The 15,232-nt window shown below is 65.8% G+C and carries 11 protein-coding genes; 2 read left to right on the top strand and 9 right to left on the bottom strand.

Going from position 1 to position 15,232, the window contains the following annotated elements; genetic code table 11:
• Positions 1 to 10: 10 nt before the first annotated feature.
• From ppdK to DES45_RS20775, 5 genes are all read right to left on the bottom strand, one after another.
• Positions 11 to 2,689, bottom strand: coding sequence for a pyruvate, phosphate dikinase (gene ppdK, locus DES45_RS20755; protein WP_114772172.1), 2,679 nt, complete (start codon positions 2,687 to 2,689; stop codon positions 11 to 13).
• A gap of 344 nt (positions 2,690 to 3,033) precedes the next feature.
• Entirely contained in the window at positions 3,034 to 3,684 is a 651-nt protein-coding gene (locus DES45_RS20760; protein ID WP_114772175.1) for a L,D-transpeptidase, read from the bottom strand.
• 99 nt (positions 3,685 to 3,783) lie between these two features.
• Positions 3,784 to 6,039, bottom strand: coding sequence for a glycine--tRNA ligase subunit beta (gene glyS / locus DES45_RS20765; RefSeq protein ID WP_114772176.1), 2,256 nt, complete (start codon positions 6,037 to 6,039; stop codon positions 3,784 to 3,786).
• A gap of 46 nt (positions 6,040 to 6,085) precedes the next feature.
• A complete protein-coding gene (locus tag DES45_RS20770; RefSeq protein ID WP_114772178.1) occupies positions 6,086 to 7,027 on the bottom strand; it encodes a glycine--tRNA ligase subunit alpha in 942 nt (313 codons plus the stop codon).
• 194 nt (positions 7,028 to 7,221) lie between these two features.
• The gene (locus tag DES45_RS20775) at positions 7,222 to 8,103 is read right to left on the bottom strand and encodes a S49 family peptidase (protein ID WP_114772279.1); all 882 of its coding nucleotides are present in this window, start codon (positions 8,101 to 8,103) and stop codon (positions 7,222 to 7,224) included.
• Positions 8,104 to 8,269: 166 nt separating this feature from the next.
• Here DES45_RS20775 and DES45_RS20780 point away from each other — a divergent pair, with 166 nt between their 5' ends.
• Positions 8,270 to 8,581 (top strand): hypothetical protein, encoded by a 312-nt coding sequence (locus DES45_RS20780; RefSeq protein WP_114772180.1) that lies wholly within the window; start codon positions 8,270 to 8,272, stop codon positions 8,579 to 8,581.
• Positions 8,582 to 8,627: 46 nt separating this feature from the next.
• Here the strand turns inward: DES45_RS20780 and DES45_RS20785 are convergent, their stop codons facing one another.
• Both DES45_RS20785 and DES45_RS20790 read right to left on the bottom strand, forming a co-directional pair.
• Positions 8,628 to 9,368 carry a tRNA1(Val) (adenine(37)-N6)-methyltransferase gene (locus tag DES45_RS20785; RefSeq protein ID WP_114772182.1) on the bottom strand — a complete coding sequence of 247 codons (741 nt, stop codon included), beginning with the start codon at positions 9,366 to 9,368 and terminating at the stop codon, positions 8,628 to 8,630.
• Positions 9,361 to 9,585 (bottom strand): putative signal transducing protein, encoded by a 225-nt coding sequence (locus DES45_RS20790; RefSeq protein ID WP_114772184.1) that lies wholly within the window; start codon positions 9,583 to 9,585, stop codon positions 9,361 to 9,363. Before DES45_RS20790 ends, DES45_RS20785 begins: the two co-directional genes overlap by 8 nt.
• 116 nt (positions 9,586 to 9,701) lie before the next feature.
• On the opposite strand from DES45_RS20790, the gene DES45_RS20795 reads away from it, so the two are divergent.
• Positions 9,702 to 10,721, top strand: a complete 1,020-nt coding sequence (locus tag DES45_RS20795) for a polyprenyl synthetase family protein (RefSeq protein ID WP_114772186.1) — start codon at positions 9,702 to 9,704, stop codon at positions 10,719 to 10,721.
• Between the two features lie 271 nt (positions 10,722 to 10,992).
• Here DES45_RS20795 and DES45_RS20800 read toward each other — a convergent pair whose 3' ends face one another.
• Together DES45_RS20800 and DES45_RS20805 are read right to left on the bottom strand one after the other, a co-directional pair.
• Positions 10,993 to 13,047: a hypothetical protein gene (locus tag DES45_RS20800; protein WP_114772188.1), complete on the bottom strand. Its 2,055-nt coding sequence runs from the start codon at positions 13,045 to 13,047 to the stop codon at positions 10,993 to 10,995.
• A 198-nt stretch (positions 13,048 to 13,245) separates the two neighbouring features.
• A complete protein-coding gene (locus DES45_RS20805) occupies positions 13,246 to 15,078 on the bottom strand; it encodes a glycoside hydrolase family 113 (protein ID WP_114772191.1) in 1,833 nt (610 codons plus the stop codon).
• Positions 15,079 to 15,232: the final 154 nt, after the last annotated feature.

Genomic DNA, 15,232 nt, shown 5'->3' on the forward strand with positions numbered 1-15,232 from the left:
GACGCGGATCCTATGCCTGGCTTGCGGCCTTGCCGCCGAGCGCCGCCTGCGCGGCCGCAAGGCGCGCGATCGGCACGCGGTAGGGCGAGCACGACACGTAGTCGAGCCCGGTCTCCTCGCAGAAATGGATCGACGCCGGATCGCCGCCATGCTCGCCGCAGATGCCGAGCTTGATGCCGCTGCGGGTTTTCTTGCCGCGCTCCGCCGCGATCCTGATCAGCTCGCCCACGCCCTCCTGGTCGATAGTGACGAACGGATCCGCGGCCAGGATGCCCTTGCTCGTGTAGGAGCCGAGGAACGAGGCCGCGTCGTCGCGGGAGATGCCGAGCGCCGTCTGCGTCAGGTCGTTGGTGCCGAAGGAGAAGAACTCCGCCGATTCCGCGATGTCGGCCGCACGCAGCGCCGCGCGGGGCAGCTCGATCATGGTGCCGACCTGGTACTCCACCTTGACGCCACTTTCCTTCTGAACCGCCTCCGCCATGGCGACGATGCGCGCCTTCACGAGGTCGAGCTCCGCCTTCGTCATGACGAGCGGCACCATCACCTCCGGCACGACGGGCTTGCCCGTGGTGCGTCCGGCTTCGACCGCCGCCTCGAAGATGGCGCGGGCCTGCATCTCGGCGATCTCCGGATAGGCGACCGCGAGGCGGCAGCCGCGGAAGCCGAGCATCGGGTTGAACTCGTGCAGTTCTCGCGCCCGGTGCTTCAGCTTGTCGACGGAGGCGTTCATGGCCTTCGCCACCTCCTGCATCTCCTCCTCCGAGTGCGGCAGGAACTCGTGCAGGGGCGGATCGAGCAGGCGGATCGTGACGGGAAGCCCGCTCATGATGGTGAAGAGCTCGGCGAAGTCGGCGCGCTGCATGGGCAGCAGCTTGGCGAGCGCCGCGCGGCGCCCCGCCTCGTCGTCGGAGAGAATCATCTCGCGCACCGCGACGATGCGGTCGCCCTCGAAGAACATGTGCTCCGTGCGGCAGAGACCGATGCCCTCCGCGCCGAAGTTGCGCGCGGTCTTCGCATCGAGCGGCGTCTCCGCATTGGCGCGCACCTTCATGCGGCGCACCTTGTCGGCCCAGCCCATGAGGGTCGCGAACTCGCCCGACAGCTCCGGCTCCAGCATCTTCACCTGGCCGAGCAGCACCTGCCCGTTCGACCCGTCGATGGTGATGACGTCGCCCTTCTTGAGCGTCTGCCCGGCGACCGTGAGAGTCTGCGCCGCATAGTCCACGCGGATCGAGCCCGCACCGGACACGCAGGGTTTGCCCATGCCGCGCGCCACCACCGCCGCGTGCGAGGTCATGCCTCCGCGGGTGGTGAGAATGCCCTCGGCCGCGTGCATGCCATGGATGTCCTCCGGCGAGGTCTCGATGCGCACGAGGATGACCTTGTGGCCGGCCTTTTTGGCGGCTTCCGCATCGTCCGAATTGAACACGATCTCGCCCGACGCAGCGCCGGGAGACGCCGGCAGGCCCGAGGCCAGGATCTTTCGGTCGGCCTTCGGATCGATGGTCGGGTGGAGCAGCTGGTCGAGGGCCGCCGGCTCGACGCGGGTGACGGCCTCTTCCTGAGAGATCAGGCCCTCGGACGCCAGCTCCACGGCGATGCGCAGGGCCGCCTTGGCGGTGCGCTTGCCGTTGCGGGTCTGGAGCATCCAGAGCTTGCCCTTCTCGACCGTGAATTCCATGTCCTGCATGTCACGGTAGTGCTTCTCGAGGATGCCGTAGATGCGCACGAGCTCGGCGTAGGCTTCCGGCATCGCCTTTTCCATCGAAGGCTTGTCGGAGCCCGACGCGACGCGCGCCTTCTCGGTGATGTCCTGCGGCGTGCGGATGCCCGCCACCACGTCCTCGCCCTGAGCGTTGATGAGGAACTCGCCGTAGAGCTCCTTCTCGCCGGTGGAGGGATTGCGCGTGAAGGCGACGCCGGTGGCCGAGGTCTCGCCCATGTTGCCGAACACCATGGCCTGGACGTTCACGGCCGTGCCCCAGCTCGCCGGGATGGAGTGCAGCTCGCGGTACTTGATGGCGCGGTTGTTCATCCAGGAGCCGAACACGGCCCCGATGGCACCCCAGAGCTGCTCGTGCGGATCCTGCGGGAAAGGTTTGCCCAGCTCCTTCTCGACGATGCTCTTGTAGCGCGGGATGAGCGACTTCCAGTCCTGCGCGGTCATGTCCGTGTCGAGGCTGTAGCCCTTGCGGTCCTTGAGCTCGTCGAGGACCTCCTCGAAGTGGTGATGGTCGATGCCGAGCACCACATTGGAATACATGGTGATGAAGCGGCGGTAGGAATCGTAGGCGAAGCGCTCGTCGTTGGCGTCCTTCGCCACCGCCTCGACGGTGACGTCGTTGAGGCCGAGATTGAGCACCGTGTCCATCATGCCGGGCATGGAGGCGCGGGCGCCGGAGCGGACAGAGACGAGAAGCGGGTTTGCGGCGTCGCCGAAGGTGCGGCCCGTCAGGCCGCCCACGAATTCCAGGGCCTTCTCGACTTGGCCTTTCAGCTCCTGCGGATAGGAACGGCCGTGATCGTAATAGTAGGTGCAGACCTCGGTCGTGATGGTGAAGCCCGGGGGAACCGGCAGTCCGAGGTTGGACATCTCGGCGAGGTTGGCGCCCTTGCCGCCTAGGAGATTCTTCATCCCCGCCTCGCCCTCGGCCTTCCCATCCCCGAAGGTATAGACCCACTGCGTCATCGCTCGACCCTTTTGGCTTTACGTCCTGCGGAAGCGCAGGTGATGGCTTGAAGCATGTCGAACCAAAACGCAACCTGAACGGCCAAGGTTCCTTAGTCTAAAGGGCGCGGGGCATTCAGGGATCAAGCCCACGGTTCGCGGCTGAAGGGACGCCCCATAACCTCATCCTGAGGAGGGCCGCAGGCCCGTCTCGAAGGAGAGGCGTCTTCAGTGCTCTCCGGAGGCATCCTTCGAGACGCGGCTCCGCCGCTCCTCAGGATGAGGTGGATGCGACACGCCCCATATTCAAAAATAACAAAGGCCGGGCTTTCACCCGGCCTCCTGATCATTCCTGCGGCGTTTCGTCAGGCCCGGTAGCGGCCGTTGCGCTTCACGTAGACGGTCGCGCCGACCGGAACGCGCTCGTAGAGGTCGACGATGTCCTCGTTCAGCATGCGCACGCAGCCGGAGGAGACCTGCTCGCCGATGCTCCACGGCTCGTTCGTGCCATGGATGCGGAACAGCGTGTCGGCGCCGTTCTGGTGCAGGTAGAGAGCGCGGGCGCCGAGCGGGTTGTTGAGGCCAGCCTCCACGTAGCGCGGCAGGTCGGGCTTGATGCCGACCATGGTCTTCGTGGGCGACCAGGCGGGCCAGACGCCCTTGCGGCCGACGCTCGCGACGCCCTTCCAGGAGAAGCCCTGCTTGCCGACGCCGACGCCGTAGCGAACGGCCGTGTTGTCGGACTGGACGAGGTACAGGAGACGCTCGTCGATATCGACCACGATGGAGCCCGGCTTCTCGGGGCCGTTATAGGCCACCGTCTGACGGGCGTATTTCGCGTCCATCTTGCTGCGGTCGACGAGCGGCACGTCGTGCGGCTTGTCGGGCATCATGCCGACATACCAGCCCGCATAAGGATCGGCTTCCGCCGTGGCCTGGGGCTGGATGTTGGCGGTCTGACAGGCTGCCAGTGGCGCAATTGCGATTGCGCCGAGCAGAAGGCGTCGAATGGTCATCGGCTCTTCCAAGGACGGGTAACGGAGTTGCCCCTGCCTAACGCGAAGTAACCGTTATGGCTGTGCCTTCCCTGCAACAGCTTTGCCGGAAAAGCACCCTTATCCCTCGATGCGGGAGAAATCCGCTACCGCCCGGGTGGCGTCCCGCAACGCGTTGAGGAGCCGCAACCGGTTCTCGCGCAGGGCGGAATCTTCCGCATTCACGGTCACTTTGTCAAAGAATGCGTCGACCGGCTGGCGCAGGCGCGACAATGCGCGCATCGCGCCTTCGAAATCTTCGTTCGCCACGGCGTCCGAGGCTTCGCGGCGCGCGCTGTCGAGGGCGACGACGAGCCCCTTCTCCTCGATCTGCCCCTGCGCGTTCACGATGCCGAGATCGGGCGCCTCGTCGTAGGAGCGGCCATCCTTCTTTTCCTCGATTCGCAGAATATTCGCCGCTCGGCGGTAGCCGGCGAGAAGATTCGCGCCGTCCTCCGTGTCGAGGAACCGGCCGAGCGCCTCGACGCGGCGGACCACCATGAGAAGGTCGTCCTGGCCTTCCAGCGCGAAGACCGCATCGATGAGATCGTGCCGTGCCCCCTGGTCGCGGAGGTAGACCTTCAGGCGATCGGCGAAGAAGGAGAGGAGATCGAGGCCGCGCGAATACATGATGTGCGCGAGCGTCTCGGCATTCTGGAGCTGGCGCTGCTGGAAAATCGCCGTCAGCTCGGGCACGGTCGGGTGCTTGATAACGGACGAATACGCGCTGTGGTCGATCGCATCGACCAGTTCGCGCACCTTCAGGAACTCCTCGAACAGCGCATCGCTGGCATTGCGCGCGAAAGGCTTGGCGAGAAGCTGGATAAGCGGGAGACGCAGATCGTTCTCCAGCACCAGCCGGATCACACCCAACGCCGCGCGCCGGAGCGCGTAAGGATCCTTCGAGCCCGTCGGCTTCTCGTCGATGGCCCAGAAGCCCACCAACGTGTCGATCTTGTCGGCGAGCGCGACGGCCACTGAGACCGGGTCGGTCGGCACCCGGTCGGAGGGGCCGAGCGGCTTGTAATGCTCCTCGATGGCCGCGGCGACCGACGGGTGCTCGCCCTGGAGAGTCGCATAGTAGCGGCCCATGAGGCCCTGCAGCTCCGGGAATTCTCCCACCATCTCGGTGACGAGATCGGCCTTTGCGAGACGCGCGGCGCGCTCCGCGAGCGCGGGGTCTGCGCCCACGATCGGCGCAAGCTCCCTGGCGAGCGCCGCGATGCGCTCCACGCGCTCGTACTGCGTGCCGAGCTTCTCGTGGAACACGATGGACTTCAGCTTCTCGAGCCGGTCCTCCAGCTTCACCTTCTGGTCCGTCTCCCAGAAGAATTTGGCGTCGGAGAGGCGCGCGCGCACGACGCGCTCGTTGCCGCCCACGATGGTCCTGCCGCCGTCGGTCGCCGCAAGGTTCGACGTGAGCAGGAATCTGTTCGCGAGATTGCCGGTCTTGGGATCGCGCAACACGAAGCATTTCTGGTTCGCGCGGATCGTGGTGCGGATCACCTCCGGGGGGATGTCCAGGAAGGCTTCGTCGAACGAGCCCATGAGCACCACCGGCCACTCCACGAGGCCGGCGACCTCCTCCAACAGGCCCTCGTCCTCGACGAGCTCGAGTCCTTGGGCGAAGGCGAGATCGCGGGCGTCGTGCAGGATGATGTCCTTGCGCCGGTCGGCTTCGAGCACGACCTTCGCGCGCTCCAAGGCCGGCGCGTAGTCGTCGAAGCGCTTCACGCGGAAGGCACCCGGCGCCAGGAAGCGGTGGCCGTAGGTGACGTCGCCGGATGCGATGCCGTCCACCTCGAAGCGCACCACCTCCGGGTCCTCGGTCTCGGGCCCGAAGGTGCAGACGATGGATTGCAGCGGGCGCACCCAGCGCAAGCTGCCCGGCTCCTTCGAGGCCGCGCCCCAGCGCATGGATTTCGGCCAAGGAAAATTCTTGACGATCTGCGGCAGGATTTCGGCCAGCACGTCCGGCGTGGTGCGACCGGGCTTCTCGATGACGGCGACGTAGAACTCGCCCTTCTTCGGGTCGCTCTCGATCTTCGCCTGGTCGAGGGAGGCGAGCCCCGCCCCCTTCAGGAAGCCCTGCACCGCCGCCTCGGGCGCACCGACGCGGGGTCCTTTGCGCTCCTCGCGCACGTCCTGGCCCTTCACGGGCAGGCCGGCGATGTGGAGCGACAGGCGCCGCGGCGTCGCGAAGGCCTTTGCGCCCTCGTAGACGAAGCCGCGCTCCACGAGCGCATCGGTGACGAGCTTCTTCAGGTCCTCCGCCGCACGGCGCTGCATGCGGGCGGGGATTTCTTCGGAGAAGAGTTCGAGGAGAAGGTCGGGCATGGCGGGACTTTGAAATCGGAGATGGGAGGGTGAAGAGAGAGCGGTGCTACGCCGCCACGCCCCCGCCCTCGGTCTTGAGCCACGCGGCGCCGCAGGCCTTGGCGAGTTCGCGGACGCGCAGGATGTAGCTCTGGCGCTCGGTGACGGAGATCACGCCGCGGGCGTCGAGCAGGTTGAACATGTGGCTCGCCTTGATGCACTGGTCATAGGCCGGCAGCGCCATCAGGTGGCGCTGGTCGTTGGCGCCGGACTTGGGCTCGCCGTCGGCGAGGTACTTGCGGCAGGCGGCCTCGGCGTCGCGGAAGTGCCGGAACAGCATCTCCGTGTCGGCATATTCGAAGTTGTGCCGGGAATATTCCTGCTCGGCCTGCTGGAAGACCTGCGCATAGGTGACCTTCCGGTCGCCTTCCAGGCCGTTGAAGTTGAGGTCGTAGATCGACTCGACGCCCTGCAGGTACATGGCGAGGCGCTCGAGGCCGTAGGTCAGCTCGCCGGCCACGGGCGAGCACTCGAAGCCCGCTACCTGCTGGAAGTAGGTGAACTGCGACACCTCCATGCCGTCGCACCAGCATTCCCAGCCGAGGCCCCAGGCGCCGAGGGTCGGGCTCTCCCAGTCGTCCTCCACGAAGCGGATGTCGTGGACCGACGTGTCGATGCCGATGGCCTCCAGCGACTTCACATAGAGTTGCTGGATGTCCGGCGGGTTCGGCTTCAGGATCACCTGGAACTGGTAGTAGTGCTGGAGCCGGTTCGGGTTCTCGCCATAGCGCCCGTCCTTGGGGCGGCGGGAGGGCTGCACATAGGCCGCACGCCAGGGCTTCGGGCCCAGCGCCCGCAAGGTGGTCGCCGGGTGGAAGGTGCCTGCGCCCATCTCCATGTCGTAGGGCTGGAGGATCACGCAGCCCTGCTCGGCCCAGTAGCGCTGGAGCGTCAGGATCAGCCCCTGGAAGGAGCGCGCAGGATTCATATGCGCGGGTTCGCTCGTCATCTCGGCGTCCGGTCGTTGGAGATTCTCGTGGGAACCCTTGGGAGTTGGGGGCCCGCAAGTCAAGCGCTCGGAGGGAGCGCTTCGTTGTCGTTCCCGGCCGGAGCGCAGCGGAGGGGAAGGGAATCCACTGGCGCGGCCGGATGACGAATGGATCCCCTTCCCGGTCCTTCGGACCGCCGGGGATGACAGCGCCGCTACAGCCCCAACCTTGCCCAGGCGGCCCGCTCCTCGATGGCGCCGATCGCCTCGGCCGGGTCGATCAGGCCGATCTGGCCGGCGGAGCGGCGGCCGAGGAGCCGGGCGATGAGCGGCGGACGGGCCGGCTCGATCATGCGCATCTGGACCTTCTCGCCGAAGCGGGCCCGCAGCACCGACCGGATGTCGCCAAGCCCGTCGACGAGGCCGAGCGCCTTCGCCTCGGCGCCGACCCAGAAGGCCCCGGTGAACAGGTCCCCGTTCGCGGTGTCGAGCTTCTCCGCCCGGCGGGCCTTCACGAGATCGATGAAGACGTCGTGGATGTGGCGCTGGAGGGTCTTCAGGCGCTCTACGTCCTTCGGGTCCTCCGGCTGGAACGGGTCGAGGATGGCCTTGTTCTCGCCGGCCGTATGGACGCGCCGCTCGATGCCGAAGCGCTCGATCAGGCGGTCGAAGCCGAAGCCGGCGGAGACCACGCCGATCGAGCCGACGATGGAGGCGGGGTCGGCGAAGATCTCGTCCGCCGCGCAGGCGATCATGTAGCCGCCGGAGGCCGCCGCATCCTCCACGAAGGCAAGGACCGGAAGCTTCTTCTCCTCAGCGAGCGCCCTGATGCGGCGGTAGATCAGGTGCGACTGCGCCGCCGAGCCGCCGGGCGAGTTGATGACGAGCGCCACCGCCTTGGCGCCGGGCACCGCGAAGGCGCGCTCGAGGACCGGGGCCATGCTCGCCATGGCGAGTCCGGGCCGCAGCGGCATGACGGCCCCGATGGGGCCGGACAGGCGAACCACCGGAACGATGGCCCGTTCCGGCCGGAGCCGGCCGGGAAGAAGGAAGTGAAGGCGCTCAGGGAGCAGCGACGCGAGGGTGATCTGGCTCATGGGCTTCATGTAGTGCGCGCGGCACAGCTTCCCAAGATGAACATTCCTATAGGGAACCTGTTGGGAACCGTTCAGTTAAGGCGATCTAAACTCCGACCATCCATAACCGCCTTGTCGCTACCTTGTTTCAGGTCGCCAAACGGTCCGGAGTTGAGGAGACTATTCGATGCGCAAGCTGCTTTTCGGCCTCGTTGGATTCGCCGCCCTTGGGCTCGGCGCCTTCACGGCCGCACCCGCCGAGGCCCAACCTTACTACCCCGGCTACCGCCATGGCTGGGGCGGTCCCGCCGTGACGGTCCAGTACGGACCCCCACGCCGGTATTATGGCGAGTACCGCAGGCCCTACCGGGGCTATTACGGCCCTCGTCCGTATTATGCCCGGCCGGTCGCGGGACCGCGCTGCGTCGTCCGTCCCGGTCGGGCGATCTGGAACGGCTACCGCTGGGTCCGGCCCCCGGTGCGGGTCTGCCGCTGGTAACGGCCGATCGACAGAAATACGAGCGGGCGCCCTCCGGCGCCCGTTTTCATGTGAGGAACGCTTCCCCGCGGTGCAGCGCCTCCGCCTGAGCGGTGAAGCGGCCGTCCGGCCCGTTCAGGACGACCGGCGGCAGGACCGCCAGCGGACCGCGGCTCCCCTTGGTGCCGGAGAGGAGGAACCGGATCGCTGGCTGATCGGCGGCCGGATGGACGAAGCGCAGGGCCACGCCGCCGACGCTCCGGACCAGCAGGTTCAGGCAATCGGCCAGCCGGTCGGCCCGATGGATCATCACGAACCGCCCCTTCGGCTTGAGAAGGCCCGTGCAGGCCTTGAGCCAGGCCTCGAGCCCGCCGACCGGCAGGGCATGGGCGGCCGCCCGGCCGCGGTCGGGCGAGATCCGCGCCTGCCCCTCCTCGAGGAAGGGCGGGTTGGTCAGGACCCAGTCGGCGCTTTCGGCTGCGAGCCCGGCCCCGAGGCGCGCGGCCTTGTCCAGGACGTCGATCGCGGCAACCTCCCCTTCCACGCCGTTGGCGTGGCAGTTGCGGCGGCAGAGTTCCGCGAGGTCCGGATCCCGCTCCACGAAGACGAAGCGGGCGTTCTTCTCGCGGGCCGCCGCCATGAGCCCGACCGCGCCGGTCGAGGCCCCCACATCCACCACCACGTCGCCCGGCCCGACGGCCGCTGATGCCGCCAGGAGCACCGCGTCGGTGCCGGCCCGGTGCCCTTTGGCCGGCTGGGTCACGGCGACGCGCCCCCCGAGGAGCGAATCATCGGTGGTCTCAGCCATGCCGCAGCTCGGCCTCGAGCCCAGCCTCGCCGATGAGGCGGCGGGCCTGGTCGGCATGATCCTCGGGAACCATGATCCGTCGCGGAAAGGCCCCGATCATGCCCTCCAGGGCGCTGATGTGCATGTCGGCCACGAAAACAGGGATGTTGGCGTTCTCCAATAAGGATTGTAGGAAACCGATCAGAACGAGATCGTTGGTGCGGACGATTTCGACCATCGGTGCCGGACCCCTCCCCTTGCGTGATGCGTTTGCATTGCAGCATGGAAAGTGCCATGCCACCGTGGCTTCATATTCCTACCGGCCCTGCCGGCCGGCAACCCGGGTTTTGAGACGTGGGCGTCGTCGTACCGTTCGAAGACAAGCATCCTGAGAAGAACGCGAGCATCGAGAAGCTCGTCTCCCTTGTGGCCGCTGACATGGAACGGGTCAATGCGATGATCCTGTCCCGCACGGGCTCCGAGGTCACCATGATCCCGGAGGTGGCGAACCACCTGATCTCCTCCGGCGGCAAGCGCCTGCGCCCCATGCTGACCCTCGCGACGGCCGGCCTCTCGGGCTACGAGGGCGACGGGCACGTGAAGCTCGCCGCCTCGGTCGAATTCATGCATACGGCCACCCTGCTCCACGACGACGTGGTGGACGAGAGCGATATGCGCCGAGGCAAGATCGCGGCCCGCATCAAGTGGGGCAACGAGGCCAGCGTGCTCGTCGGCGACTTCCTGCTCGGCCAGGCCTTCCGGATGATGGTCGAGGTCGGCTCCTTACGCGCCCTCGACATCCTGTCCGCCGCCGCGACGGTGATCGCCGAGGGCGAGGTGATGCAGCTCGCCGCCGCCAAGAACACCGAGACGACGGAAGACGAGTATCTCGCGGTGATCCGCGGCAAGACGGCGGAGCTCTTCGCCGCCGCCTGCGAGGTCGGGCCCGTCATCGCCGGCCGTCCCAAGGCCGAACAGGCCGCCTGCCGCTCCTACGGCATGAATCTCGGCATCGCGTTCCAGCTCGTGGACGACGCCCTCGACTACGGCGGCAAGGCCGCGACGCTCGGCAAGAACGTGGGCGACGATTTCCGCGAGGGGAAGATCACCCTGCCCGTGGTCCTCTCATTCCGCCGCGGCACCGACGAGGAGCGGGCCTTCTGGAAGCGGGTCCTCGAACAGGGCGAGATCGACGACGCGGATCTCGAGCAGGCCATCGCCATCATGCGCCGGCACCGGGCCCTGGAGGACACGATCGAGCGCGCCCGCCACTACGGCGCTATGGCCCGCGACGCGCTCGCCCTCTTCCCCAAGAGCCCGATGAAGCAGGCCCTCCTCGACGCGGTCGATTTCTGCATCGCCCGGGCATACTGACGCCGCGCTTCTTCGGGCGCGGCAGCGTGGCTCCCTCGCCCCGCAACCGAGACGCTACCTAGCCGCGTCTCGAGCCTCGCTCCGAGGAGCGGCCGTGAGGCTGCGTCTCGAAGACCTCATCCTGAGGAGCCGCGGAAGCGGCGTCTCGAAGAATGCTCCAGCGCGCTCCGGAAACGCCCCGCTCTGGGCCCGTGGCGAACCCTTCGAGAACGCTTCGCACCGCAGCAAAGGCTGAGGGCCAGCCGTGGCGGTTTGCGGAACGGACCTCCGATCAGATGAAGAAGAAGTCGGATGCGGAGAGGGTCGTGCCCTCACCCTTCTGGAGCTTGAGGGAGGCGATCTCCACCATGGCCTTCGATCCCGACCCGTCCACGTCGAAGTAGAGCTTCTTGGTCCGGGCGTTGTAGATGAAGAAGTCGTCCTTGTCGGCGGCCTTGTCGCCCACCTTGAAGAAGCTCGCCTTCATCTTCACCGGCTTGTCGAGCGACGCCCCCTTGTTCTTCAGGTACTTGGCGATGGTCTTGTTGGTGAATGCCGCATCGTCGAACCAGATGCTGTCGTACTTCGGCCCGAAGTCGAGGATCTGGTCCTTGCTCTTGTTGGCGAGGCTCTTGTTCGGTGCTCCCTTGGCGGTGGTCAGCTTGGTGTCGAACACGAAGGCGTCGCGGCTCGCCGCACCCTTGCCGCCGGTGAGCTTGTCCTTGCCCTCGCCGCCGCCGAGCACGTCGTTGCCTTCGCCGCCAGTGAGGCTGTCGTCGTCAACGCCACCGAACAGACGATCACGGCCCAGGCCGCCGCCGAGTGTGTCGGCGCCCAGCCCGCCCCAGAACACGTCATCGCCTGTGGAGCCGGAAGTCGTCTCTCCCCTGACATCGTTGACCGCAACAACAAGGTCCTTCTCGAAGGTGTTGCCGGCCCGGTCCTTCACCTGCACCTTGATCGTGTGCGAGGTCGCCTGCTCGAAATCGAGCTTGGAGCCGTCCGCCACCAGGATCTTGTCGCCATCGAGCCTGAAGCGCCCGCCGGCATTGTCGAGAAGTGTATAGGTGAGCGCGTCGCCGGTGGTGCCGACATTGACGTCCTGCCCGGCGAGGGTGCCCACGGGCATACCGGCGGCAGCCCCCTCCTGCACCGTGCTGGCGCTGAGCGTGAGGTCGTGCGGCGCCTTCTCCGGCAGGAAGCGCTGCTGGTAGATGTCGAAGTCGCCGCTCTGCTTCGACCCCCAGGTCACCACCCAGCCACCATCGGCCAAGGCCGTGACCGAAGGAGTCTCCTTCCATCCATTGGGCGTGGTGTTGACGAGGATGTCGACAGGAGAGGCCGCGACCCCGTTGCGGTCGAACGCCTGCATGTAGATCTCGTCATTGTCGTCGTCGTCGTACGACGCCCAAACCACCACCCAACCGCCATCCGCAAGCGCCGTCACTCTTGAGGTGTATTGCACATCGGCCGTGGTGATGTTGACGAGTTGATCCGCCCCAGAGGCTGGATTGCCGTTGCGGTCGAAGCGCTGCTGAAAGATGCCACGGCCATCGCCATCCCCGGAAGACGTCCAGGTGACCACCCAACCGCCATCCGCCAGCGCCGTCACGCTCGGGCTTTCCCGGGCTCGATCAATGCTGGCGTTGACGAGGCGGCCGGTGTCAAAGACGGCATTGCCGTTGGGGTCGAACCGCTGCTGCAAGATGCCACGCACGTTGTCGTTCAGCCCATAGGATTCCCAGGTCACCACCCAGCCCCCGCCGGCCAAAGCTGTCACACTCGGGTGACCTAGGGGATAGGCGGCGTGGTTGATGATGCTGTCGGTGGTGGAAGCGGCAGCGCCGTTGCGGTCGAAGCGTTGTTGGTAGATACTGTAATCGGTGCTGCCCGGCCCGGAGGAATCCCATGTCACCACCCAGCCGCCATCGGCCAATGCGGTCACGCTCGGCGCTGACTGGGAACCGCCTATCGTGGCGTTGACGATGTTGTCGGCGGTTGAGGCCGCAGTGCCGTTGCGGTCGAAGCGCTGCTGGTAGATGTCATAATCGTTGCCGTTCCAGACCTCCCACGTCACCACCCAGCCGCCATCGGCCAGCGCCGTCGCGCTCGGTTTGGACTGACTGTCCGCAGTACCGACATTGACGATCTTGTCAGCGATCGAGGCGGCAGTGCCGTTGCGGTCGAAGCGCTGCTGGTAGATGCCCAATCCGTCGCGGCTCGCGTCGTAGGAGGCCCACGTCACCACCCAGCCGCCATCGGCCAGCGCCGTCACGCTCGGATCGCTTTGATCCTGGGCAGTCGTGACGTTGATCCGGGTTTCTGAGCCGACTTTATGGATGATCATGGTTTCTTCCGACTAATAATGTGCCTCTGGCCAAGCAAAGCATCGGCTCCTTCGGCCATCCGAGACGATCATAGCAATTACGATACTTTATTACAATACAAGTAGGATCATTCTTCGGCAGGACCAGTCTATGCCGCTTGTCGCCCCGAGATCGAAAAGGCTAGGCACCGCAACGTGATCCTCTGCGCCATGCCCCTCTCAGACGACGAAGAAGTCGGCTGCGGTGAGCTTGAGGTTCTTCGAGAGCTTGGCGATCTCCACCGCCTTGCCGGCTCCCGAGCCGTCGGCGTCGTAATACAGAATGCCGGTCTTCTTGTTGTAGACGAGGTAGTCGTTGCCGTCCTTGGCCTTGTCGGCCACCTTGAAGAACCCCTTCTTCAGCGCCCCGGGCTTTGAGGCTGAGCCCTTGCCGAGCTTCTTGAACACGGCATTGTCGAGCCAGATCGTATCGTCGGCCACCGAGTAGTCGGTGATCGTGTCGAGGTTCGTCTTCTTGTTCGGCTTCGTGTCGAACACGAACACGTCCTTGCCCACGCCACCCGTGAGCACGTCCTTGCCGAGCTTGCCCGAGAGCCTGTCGTTGCCGCCGCCGCCCACGAGCTTGTCGGCCCGATTGGTGCCGACGAGGACGAGGTCCGGCGCTGGATCAGCCACATTGCTCGATGACACGACCCCATCCGAGAACTTGAATGCCTCGACCCCGGAAACGATGTCCCGCCCGTCACCAGCGGTGCGGTTGTCGAGCACGGTAAATGAGCCATCCTGATTCTTGCTGATCGTGTAATCCGCGCGCCTGCCGCTGAAATCGGCCCGGTCCTGATCGCCCGCGCCGCCGTCGATCACATCGTTACCCTTGCCGCCCCAGAGCACGTCATTGCCGCCGGCGCCGTTCAGCGTGTCGTTGTGATAGCCGCCGTCGAGCTTGTCGACGGCCGCCGTGCCGTTCCAGACGAGGCCCGTGACGTGGGCCGGGGCCGAATAATGCTCGGTGATCGTGTTGTTGGCCGGCTTGTGCTGCGTGGTGTAGTCCGTCCACGAAACGTTGCTCTCCACCATCGGGTTGCCGAAGGAGTAATAGCTCCAGAGGAAGGCTCCCGCGAGCCACTGCCCGCCATAGTTCTCCATCACGTTGAACAAGGCCGTGTAGCAGTCGACCTGCTCCTGAGGGTCGTATGTGCCGTCGCCGCCGAACCAGCCCGGATCCTTGTTCGCGCCGTCCTTGCTGCGATAGCCGACCTCGGTGAAGATCACCTGCTTGCCGTACCGTTCGGACAGCGATTTGTAGTAGTCGACGACGGATTTGCCACCGTACAGGTCGTCACGGATCCAGGAGTCGAAATGCGGCTTGACCCAGGCGTCCACGATCTGACCGACGGTCGGGTTGTCGATCCTCGAGGACGGGATGTAGGCGTCGACGCCGATGAAGTCGACCTTGTCCCAGAACCCGACCTTGACCACCTCGTCATAGGTCGCCGCGTAGGTCACCTTGCCCGAATAGACGGCGCGCACGGCGTCGATGATCTCGGCCCATTTCTGGGTATAGGTCTTGCCGTCGCTGGTAACCTTGGTCGGGTTGGTCATGCTGACCATCTCGGTGCCGACGCAGATCATCTCGGCGCCGGCGCGCTGCGCCACCTCGGCGTATTTCACCATCATGGCCTTGTAGCTGTCGAACCAGGCTTTGGGATCGCCGGGCTCCAAGGTCGCGCGCCATTGGCGATCGTCAGTCTCCAGATGGGGCTTGAGCACGACCTTGAGGCCCCGTGCCTTGGCCACGAGAATGGATTGCTCCACCTCCGCGAACGTGTCGCTCTCGTTATCCCAGGGGTAGTTGACCTTCCAGAGGTTCTGCTTCACCACGCTGCTGAACTTGTTCTCCTGGAAGAAGTTGGGGATAATCGTGACGGTGTTGGCGCCGGTGGCGATGATCTGGCCCATGGCCACTTGGCCCGTGGCGTCGAGGATCTGCCGGCCCCAATAGGACGGCTGTGTGATGCTCTCCCACTCGAAGATCTCGCCGGAATTGCTCATGGATATGCCCCTGATGTCTCGTGACCGATTGATTGCGGCGCAGCCTAAAGGCCGATTCTTCTGAAAGATATAACATAACGCTTGTATCCCGTCCCTCATCCAGATGGCCTAGCGGCATGGGGACGCGCAGCCTCCGGACTTTCGTTCTCTAAAA

Origin of the sequence: Microvirga subterranea, assembly GCF_003350535.1 — a bacterium.
Taxonomy (GTDB): Bacteria; Pseudomonadota; Alphaproteobacteria; order Rhizobiales; family Beijerinckiaceae; genus Microvirga; species Microvirga subterranea.